Source organism: Rhizobium sp. GCM10022189 (genome assembly GCF_042656325.1).
GTDB lineage: Bacteria > Pseudomonadota > Alphaproteobacteria > Rhizobiales > Rhizobiaceae > Rhizobium.
The window spans coordinates 20,227-28,624 of the sequence record NZ_JBHSOR010000019.1 but is presented as its reverse complement, the minus strand read 5'-3'; the positions used below and the strand labels follow the sequence as shown (position 1 = coordinate 28,624).

General features: G+C 66.1%; 7 protein-coding genes. 3 read left to right on the top strand and 4 right to left on the bottom strand.

The genetic code is table 11. From position 1 onward, the window contains the following. Positions 1-166 precede the first annotated feature (166 nt). The 3 genes from ACFPWW_RS11475 to ACFPWW_RS11465 all read right to left on the bottom strand — a co-directional run bounded on the left by ACFPWW_RS11475 (position 167) and on the right by ACFPWW_RS11465 (position 3,517). Entirely contained in the window at positions 167-484 is a 318-nt protein-coding gene (locus ACFPWW_RS11475) for a hypothetical protein (protein WP_377311701.1), read from the bottom strand. 153 nt (positions 485-637) lie between these two features. Continuing rightward, positions 638-844, bottom strand: coding sequence for a CsbD family protein (locus tag ACFPWW_RS11470; protein WP_112569455.1), 207 nt, complete (start codon positions 842-844; stop codon positions 638-640). A gap of 117 nt (positions 845-961) precedes the next feature. Further along, on the bottom strand, positions 962-3,517 hold the full coding sequence (locus ACFPWW_RS11465; RefSeq protein ID WP_377311699.1) for a methyl-accepting chemotaxis protein: 2,556 nt from the start codon (positions 3,515-3,517) through the stop codon (positions 962-964). 311 nt (positions 3,518-3,828) lie between these two features. Between ACFPWW_RS11465 and ACFPWW_RS11460 the strand changes: the two genes are divergently transcribed. From ACFPWW_RS11460 to mobB, 3 genes are read left to right on the top strand one after another with little or no spacing between them, the layout of a single operon-like run. Beyond that, positions 3,829-4,737 carry a DMT family transporter gene (locus tag ACFPWW_RS11460; protein ID WP_112759289.1) on the top strand — a complete coding sequence of 303 codons (909 nt, stop codon included), beginning with the start codon at positions 3,829-3,831 and terminating at the stop codon, positions 4,735-4,737. A 16-nt stretch (positions 4,738-4,753) separates the two neighbouring features. Then, positions 4,754-5,383, top strand: coding sequence for a molybdenum cofactor guanylyltransferase MobA (mobA, locus tag ACFPWW_RS11455; RefSeq protein ID WP_112759313.1), 630 nt, complete (start codon positions 4,754-4,756; stop codon positions 5,381-5,383). 12 nt (positions 5,384-5,395) lie between these two features. Then, the gene (gene mobB / locus ACFPWW_RS11450) at positions 5,396-5,947 is read left to right on the top strand and encodes a molybdopterin-guanine dinucleotide biosynthesis protein B (protein ID WP_112759288.1); all 552 of its coding nucleotides are present in this window, start codon (positions 5,396-5,398) and stop codon (positions 5,945-5,947) included. Between the two features lie 124 nt (positions 5,948-6,071). On the opposite strand, the gene ACFPWW_RS11445 is transcribed toward mobB, so the two are convergent. Then, positions 6,072-8,252 carry an OmpA family protein gene (locus ACFPWW_RS11445; RefSeq protein WP_377311697.1) on the bottom strand — a complete coding sequence of 727 codons (2,181 nt, stop codon included), beginning with the start codon at positions 8,250-8,252 and terminating at the stop codon, positions 6,072-6,074. Positions 8,253-8,398 lie beyond the last annotated feature (146 nt).

Here is an 8,398-nt window from a genome sequence, read left to right as displayed (position 1 = left end):
TGGCTCATCCACGGTTGTAACCGCAGGGGGAACGGGCGACGACGCCACGCCTCTTGCCGGGTGGCCACCCGGCAAGAGGCTCAGTCGCTTCTTTCGCACAAAATCATCAATGTGCAGATACAAGGGGGCCACGGGCACTGCCCTGTCGTCCAAATCCCGCCGCCGCTTAGGGAATATCCTGAGCCCCGATCTCCGGGCAGCTCGCCTCGTTGCCGAAGGTGATCTCCTTGCGATCCCCATTCAGCGTCTGTCCCTGGAAGGTCAGCACGTTCTCGTCGCGATAGACGATCTCGCTCTGGTAGATGCCGGCGCGGATCGCCTTGTTCTGCGCCTTGCTGACATTGCACTGTCCGACGCGCGGCGAAACGTGCCAGGTGGACGTGCCCTGCTTGTCGGTCTGCCAGCCCTGCCCGAAAGCCAGCGTCGAACTGGCGAGCAGGGCGAATGCTGCGAGTGGAGCGATGGGTGGCTGAAATAGCTTCACGATGTTACCCCGGTGCGAATTCCGTGATCGATATGCCAGCTATTAGCGGAATATGTCTAACGGATCGTGCAAGGGCCGGAATTCCACCCGACAAAAAAGGCCCCGCAAAAGCGAGGCCAGGTGAGTGGAATTCAGTCCGATGCCGGATCGTTGTCAGTGCCAGGTCTGGCTGTCGTACCAGTCGTCGATATCGCGGCGGGCGCGGTCCCTGGCGATGCCGTAGCGCTCCTGCAGCTTGCCTTCCAGCTGTTCGCGGCGGCCGGCAATCTGGTCGAGGTCGTCGTCGGTGAGCTTGCCCCACTGTTCGCGGACCTTGCCCTTCATCTGCTTCCAGTTGCCTTCAACACGGTTCCAATCCATCACGCTTTCTCCTTCGTTGGACATGGTTGGAAAACGACCGGAGCGGCTAATGGTTCAAAAGAAAAACCCGCGCTGCGGAAAGCGCGGGCTCCGCCATCCCATTCCCGGCAATGCGGCTTACGCCGCCCGCCCCGCCCAGCGCTCCCCGCCGCGGCCATGGCCATGCACCTCGCCCTCGTCGCCGGTGCGGAAGCGGTTGACCTTGCCGGAGAGCATGTCGACGCGCTGGCGCAGGCCCTGGATTTCGGCATTGTTCTCTTCCACCATCGCCGCGTTCTGCTGCGTGATCAGCTCGACGTCATGCACCGCCTTGCTGACCTCGTGGATGCCGGTCGACTGTTCGCCGGTGGCGGCCGAGATCTCGGCGACGAGGCGCTGGACGCCGCCGACATGGGCGATGATTTCGGAAAGCGCCCGGCCGGTCTCCTCGACGAGCTGCACGCCGCTCTGCACCTGGCCGGAGCTTGCCGAGATCAGTTCCTTGATCTCTCGGGCCGCCTTGGCACAGCGCTGCGCCAGTTCGCGCACTTCCTGCGCCACGACCGCAAAGCCGCGACCGGCCTCGCCCGCCCGCGCCGCTTCCACGCCGGCGTTGAGCGCCAGCAGGTTGGTCTGGAAGGCGATCTCGTCGATGACGCCGATGATCGTGGCGATCTTCTCGGAGGAGCGGTTGATCTCGCCCATCGCGTCGACAGCCCTGGCGACGACCTCGCCGGAGCGGGTGGCGAAAAGCTGCGTCTCGTCGACGGATTGCGCCGTCTGCTTGGCGCGCTCGGCGGTGGAGCGGACGACGTCGCTCAGGTGCCTGAGCGCCCGCGAGCTTTCCTCCAGCGCCGCCGCCTGCTGTTCCGTGCGGCGGGCAAGATCGTCGGCGGAGGACGCGAGATTGCCGGTGCCGCCCTTGATCTCGACGGTGGCGCCGCGCACGTCGACCAATGTCTGGCGCAGCGCTTCGACGGCGTGATTGTAGGTATCGGCCATATCGACGAAATCGGCGGCGAGATCGCGGCGCATGCCGATTTCCAGATTGCCTTCGGCCAGCTGCTGCAGCACGTCGGAGAGCGCATTCAGCGCCTGTTTCTGCTCGGCCTCGATCCGGGCGCGCTCGGCGGCGCGGCGGCTGGCCTCGTCGGCGGAAAGCGCGCGCGCACTTTCGGCCTCCCTCTCAAGGCGGACGTTTTCGACCGCCGCATCGCGGAAGACGGCGACGGAGCGCACCATGTCGCCGATCTCGTCGCCGCGGTTGCGGCCTTCGATGGCGACTTCGAGATCGCCGTTCGCAAGCCGCGTCATGACCTCGGAGACGCGTTTCAGCGGGCCGCGCAGCGTCTCGACCAGCATCAGCCCGCCGATGATGGCAAGCAGCGTGCCGAGGATCATGGCAAAGACGGAGACTTTGGCCGAACGCTCGCTGTCTTCCTTGCCAAGCTCCTGCGCCTGGCTGACGAACTGGCGAAGCGAGGCCATGGCGCCGGACAGGATTTCGGAGGACTGCTGGCGCGCCGCCTTCCAGTCGGCAGCCGCCTTCAGCATGTCGGCCGAGCCTGACGTCAGCGATGCGGCGGCCGGGCCGACCTTGTCGGCGAAGGCCTTCAGCACGCCATCCTTGGCGCCGAGCGTGGAAATCCGGCCGGCGGTTTCGGTGAGCGCCTTGATGTCGGCAAGCACGACCTCCCGCGAGGCGGCAACGCGCGCGCTCAGCATCTGGCTGACATGCACCTGCAGGCGGTCGGCGATATCGCGCACCCGGTCGACCGAAATCAGCAGCTCGCGCTGTTCGGCAATGCTCTTGTCGAGGCTGACGAAGCGGGCCGACGCCGTATCGCTGTTCTTGGCCGACTGCAGCGTCATCTGCCCTTCGGTATTGACGAAGCCGGTGAGCAGCGGCGCCATGCCGGAGGCTTTCTCGTCCGGCGTGCCGTTGCCCTTCAGCAGCGCGTCGAGCTTGTCTGCCGTATTGGCAAGCTGCTCGATCAGCGGCAGGCCGTCCTTGGATACCATGCCCCTGGCGACTTCAAGCTGTTTCAGGATCTCGGCAATATGCTGCTGGGCCGCTTCCACCTGCTCTTCCGGCGTGAAGCCCATCTGGATATCGACGCGCATGGCGCCCATGATATCGGTCAGCGACTTGAAGGCGGCGGTATCGTAAAGCAGCGCCTTGGCGAAGGCTTCCTTGTCGGTGAAATCCTTGCGCACGGTGGCTGCCTGCCCGCCGGCTTCGTCGGCGGCGGCCGAGATCGCCTGCACCGTCTTGTTGATGGCGGCGACACTGGCGTCCTCGCTCTGGCGCAGCCCCCACAATGTCTCCTGCTGCCTGCGCATGGCGGCGGCAAGGCCGCTGACCTCGGTAAGCTGGCCGCGCTGGTCGTCGGTCTTCAGCAGGCCGTTCAGGCGGACCACGCCGCTTTCCTGCGCGTCGATCGCCTTGCCGAAATCGGCCTTGCTCGCATCCGTGGGGTCGGAGACGAATTCCTGAAGCGCGGCCTGCAGGTTTTCGAAATCGGAAATGTTCTCGATCGTGGCGCGCGTCACCGTCATATGGCCGTTGAGAATATTGGCCGTGTGATAGCCGAGGATGCCGACGCCGGCGATCAGCACGACGAGCGGGACGACGAACAGAAGGACCTTGGTGACGATACGACGGCTTTGCAAAAGTCGGTCGATGAAGTGCATGGGGAGCGGCGCCTTGAAACGATGGTACCGTCCATTCCGCAATCATTCCGGATGGTTCGGCGGCTCCCTCCATCATGGAGAGTGGCGGCATCTTTCGCCGAATCGGTTGATACAACCTTAATCCGCAACCGGAAAATCTGGGAATTATCCTTATATTTCTAATATTTGCCGCACCTGCACGGAGATCCGCCTGCCCTTACGGCAGGTTGTGCTGCGCTGCAGCATCGAATTATCGGAAGTGTGGCATTCCTCCGATACCCCTGGCCGCCTTTCCCTTCTAAAAGAGCCTGCAAGGTAAGGGAATCTCCAGCATGCCGCGATCACGCAATACCCAGGGCGCCATCTATATGAGCATGGCGATGGCGGGCTTTTCTTCGAGCGACGCGCTCTCCAAATCGGTCATCTCCTATATGAATGCCGGCGAGATCATGTTCCTGCGCGGCCTGTTCACCAGCATCCTCGTCTATCTGATCGCCTGGAAACTGGGCGCCTTGCGCCCCTGGCGCGTCATGCTCAAGCCCGTGATCGCGCTGCGCATCGCCTGCGAGATCATCGCGGCGGTCACCTACATTACCGCGCTCGGCATGATGCCGATCGCCAATGCCTCGGCGATCCTGCAGTCGCTGCCGCTGGTCGTCACCTTTGGTGCCGCGCTGTTCTTCAAGGAGCCGGTCGGCTGGCGGCGCTGGATGGCGATCCTCGTCGGCCTGATCGGCGTGATGATCATTATCCGCCCCGGCCCGGAAGGCTTTACCGCCGCCGCCCTGCTCTGCGTCGCGAGCGTGGCCTCCACCGCCGGGCGCGACCTTGCCACCCGCAGCATAGCCAAGGACATTCCCTCGCTGATGATTACCACGGTGACGGCGATCTCGGTCGGCATCTTCGGCGCGCTGATGATCCCCTTCCTCGGCGGCTGGCAGCCGGTCAGCGCCACCTCGCTGACGCACCTGCTGCTGGCCTCCGTGCTCGTGCTGGTCGGCTACCAGTCGGTCATCCTTGCCATGCGCACCGGCGAAATCTCCTTCGTCGCGCCCTTCCGCTATACGAGCCTGATCTTCTCGGCCCTGCTCGGCTTCTTCTTCTTTGCCGAAGTGCCGGATGTCTGGACGCTGGCCGGCGCCGCCGTCGTCATCGCCTCCGGCCTCTATACGTTCTATCGTGAGGCCAAGCGCCACGTGCCGCCGGTCGCCCAGGAATCGGCGCCGCGCTCGCCCGTGTGAGATTGAGGATATGGCCATGACGGATTTCAGGCTCGACCAGTTGACCATTCCGGGCGTCGTGCTCGCCGGCGGGCGTTCCTCGCGCATGGGCCGCGACAAGGCGGGCGTGATGCTGGGCGGCCGCAGCCTGCTCGATCACGCACTCTCCCGCCTTTCGCCGCAGACGGTCTCGGTTGCCGTCAATGCCGACAGGGCGGACGGCCACCGCCTGCCCGTCGTTTCCGACCGCATTGCCGGCAAGGCGGGGCCGATGGCCGGAATCCATGCCGCCATGGCCTATGGCGCCGCCCTGCCCGCCACCCATGTCGTCACCGTCTCCGTCGATTGCCCCTTCTTCCCGGCCGATCTCGTCAACCGGCTTGCAGGCGCGCTAAGCCATCCCGAACAGATCGCCATCGCCGCCTCCGAGGGCCGCAGCCATCCGGTCTTCGGCCTCTGGCCGACGGCGCTCGCCGCCGATCTGGAAGAATGGATGGGCATCGACGACAAGCGCCGTGTGCGCGACTTCCTCCAGCGTCATGACGTTACGGAAGTCGCCTTCCCGCTGCATCCCACCCGCGCCAGCCTTCTCGATCCCTTCTTCAACATCAACACGCCTGATGATTTAATGGAGGCCGAACGCTGGCTGGCGGCGCTTGGCGCGTGAAGGAGACGGGCGATGGCACAGAAGATCTTCGGCATTGCCGGCTGGAAGAATTCCGGCAAGACGGGGCTCGCGGTGCGCCTCGTCGAGGAATTCACCCGCCGCGGCTACCGCATCTCGACGATCAAGCACGCCCACCACGATTTCGACATCGACAAGGTCGGCGCCGACAGCTACCGCCACCGCCAGGCCGGCGCCCATGAGGTGACGATCGTCTCCGGCACGCGTTACGCCATCATGCACGAGCTGCGCGGCGCGCCGGAGCCGAGCTTCGAGGAGATACTGGCGCGGCTGGCCCCCTGCGACCTCGTCCTGATCGAGGGCTACAAGCGCGAGCCGATCCCGAAGATCGAGGCGCGGCGGCTCGAGGCGGCCAATCGCCAGCCGCTCGCGCCCGACGATCCGCATATCGTGGCGATTGCGGCCGATCATGCGGTGGAGGATGCCGGCGGGCTCGCCGTGTTCGATCTCAACGATACGCTCGGCATTGCCGATTTCGTGGCGCGCACGGTCGGGCTTGCTCCCCCGTCTCCCCGGCGGGGAGAAGATGTCCGGCAGGACGGATGAAAGGGTGAGCGATATCCGCAGCGAACGTCCGGGCGGATCGCGAAGACGCAGCACCGTCGACGCCGCAAAATGATAAGGGCGAGGCCTCGCAGCCCCGCCCTCCTCATTCGGTATCGCCGGCAGATTACCTCTGCGCCACCGGCCGCACCAGCGGCGTCACGCGACGGATGGTTACGCGCCGGTTCTCCTGGTTCGGTCCGTCCGTGTTCACCTTCAGGTAGCGCTCGCCGTAACCCTGCGTCGCAAGGTTCTCCGGCGGGATGCCGTAGACGTCGGTCAGCACGTTGGCGACCGATTCGGCGCGCTGGTCGGACAGGATCAGGTTGCTCTGGTCGGAGCCGACGGCATCCGTATGGCCCTCGATCAGGAAGGTTTCGCTCGCATCCTTGTCGAGCACTTCGTTGATCGCGTCCGCCACCTTGCGCAGCGTGCGCGCCTGGCTCATCGGGATTTCGGCGCTGCCGGTGGCAAAGGTCACGGTATCGAGATCGATACGGCGCACCTTGTCGCGGATACGGGCGGAATATTTCACCTCGTTCAGCGAATAGACGCGTTCCACCGGCTCGACGGGCGGCTCGCTCAGGAACTCGTAATAGTCACGGTCCGGATCGGTGCTGGTGTCGATGATATAGTCGTTCAGTGGCACGCGCAGGCGCATCGGCGGCAGGTCGGCGCCCGGATCCTCGAAATAGTCGCGGTCGGGATCCTCGTAGAGCTCGGGCGCGTAGTAGAGCACCGTTTCGCGGCCGCGCGCATCGACGCGCGAGCGCTGGATGATGTCGCCGTAGCGGTTGCGGATCGTCACGATGCGATAGCCCTCGGGGCGCATGATCGTCTCGCGGTAGCGATCGCCCGCAAGCTCCTCGTAGACGGGCCGCTCGCCGTCGCGCAGGAAGCGGCGGTCGTCGTCGCTGCGCACGACCGTGCGGCCGCCGAACTGGATGATGACGCGGCTGTCGTCGGTGCGCTCGCCGTAGTCTGCGCCATCAGGCCGGGCGAATTGCGGCCGGCGGTCCATGCGGCGGCCCTCTTCGCGGGTGACGGCCTCGATGCGCACCGGCGCGCGCTGCTGGCCGCGGCTCAGCGATTGCGCCTCGGCATCGGAGGTCGGCAGCTTGAAATCCTGGCTGTCGGCGCGCTGGCGGTCGCGGTCGCGACGGCCCTGCCGTCCCTGGCTGCGGTCGGCATCCTTGTCGCTGTCGAGAACGGCAGCGCCGTTTTCGACCGGCAGAACGATGGTCTCGTTGCTCTTGGCCGGGTCCTGGGCAATCTCCTTGCGGCGCTCCAGCTCCTGCGGCGTGACCTTTTCCGGCGCCGGAATTGCCTGCTCGGCCTGCTGCGGGGCACCGGCGGCCGGCTGTTCGCCGGGTTGGGGCGCGGCGGCGGCGGGCTGTTCGGGCTGCTGGCCGGTTGCCGGCTGCGCGGCCTCACCCGTGGCGGGCTGTTCGCCGGCGGCAGGCTTTTCGGCCGTTGCCGGCTTTTCCGCCGGAACGGGTTTTTCCTCGGCGGGCTTTTCAGCCGTTACGGGCTTCTCAGCCGGCGCGGGCGCCGCGTCGGAAGGGGCGGCCTGCTGCTCGGCTGCGGCCGGCCGTTTGCCGCCGGCCGGACGCTTGCCGCCCTGCTGCTCGGCCGGCTGTTCCGTACCCTGCTCGGCCGTTGCGGGCTTCTGGCGCTGGCGCGGCTTTTCGGCGGGCTGGTCCGCTTCGCCGGCGGCGGGCGCCTCGGCTGCCGGCTGCTGCGCCTCCGGCGCGGCCTGCCCGGCATTCTGCTTGCGGTCGCGCTGGCGCTTCGGCTGTTCGGCCTGGGGCTGTTCGGCCTGCGGCTGCTCGGCCTGCTGCTCGGGCTGGGCCTCGCGCTGACGGCGCGGGCGCTGCGGCTCCTCGGCCGCCGGTGCCTGCTGCTCGGGTGCGGCCTGTTCGGGCTGGGCCTCGCGCTGGCGGCGCGGGCGGGCGGGCTCTTCGGCGGCCGGGGCCTGGGCTTCGGGTGCAGCCTGCGGCTCCGGCGCGCGCTGGCGCCTCGGCTTTTCCGCCGGTTCCTGGGCGGCCTCGGCCGGCGCCTCGCGCTTCCTCGGCTTTTCGGCGGGCGCCTCCTGCTGCTGTTGCTCCTGCGCCTGCTTCTTCTTTTTCAGAAGCTCCTCTTCCGACGGCGCATCCTGCGCCACCTCATAGCTGCCTTCGACAACCGGGCGGACAACACCTTGCGCAGCCACGCCGGCTGCGGCGTATGCGCCTGCCGGCGAGACCACGAAAGAGAGGGAAAGCAGCGGAAAGGCCGCACTGGCAAACAGTCTTGATTTCATGCCCATAAGGGATTTCCTCGTCCTTTTTCTGATTTCAGCCGGGGCTGACTGCCCGGCAATCACGGCTTTTTGTGCACCAAACGAAGCACAAATCGCTAAAATGCGGATTTGTTCCTGACGCTAGGAAGAACGGGATTAACCTTAGCTGAACA

Excerpts from the sequence above, each read along its gene's own strand:
- ACFPWW_RS11470 (WP_112569455.1), bottom strand. The coding sequence starts at position 844 with ATGGATTGGAACCGTGTTGAAGGCAACTGGAAGCAGATGAAGGGCAAG.
- ACFPWW_RS11465 (WP_377311699.1), bottom strand. The coding sequence starts at position 3,517 with ATGCACTTCATCGACCGACTTTTGCAAAGCCGTCGTATCGTCACCAAG.
- ACFPWW_RS11460 (WP_112759289.1), top strand. The coding sequence starts at position 3,829 with ATGCCGCGATCACGCAATACCCAGGGCGCCATCTATATGAGCATGGCG.
- mobA (WP_112759313.1), top strand. The coding sequence starts at position 4,754 with ATGACGGATTTCAGGCTCGACCAGTTGACCATTCCGGGCGTCGTGCTC.
- mobB (WP_112759288.1), top strand. The coding sequence starts at position 5,396 with ATGGCACAGAAGATCTTCGGCATTGCCGGCTGGAAGAATTCCGGCAAG.
- ACFPWW_RS11445 (WP_377311697.1), bottom strand. The coding sequence starts at position 8,252 with ATGGGCATGAAATCAAGACTGTTTGCCAGTGCGGCCTTTCCGCTGCTT.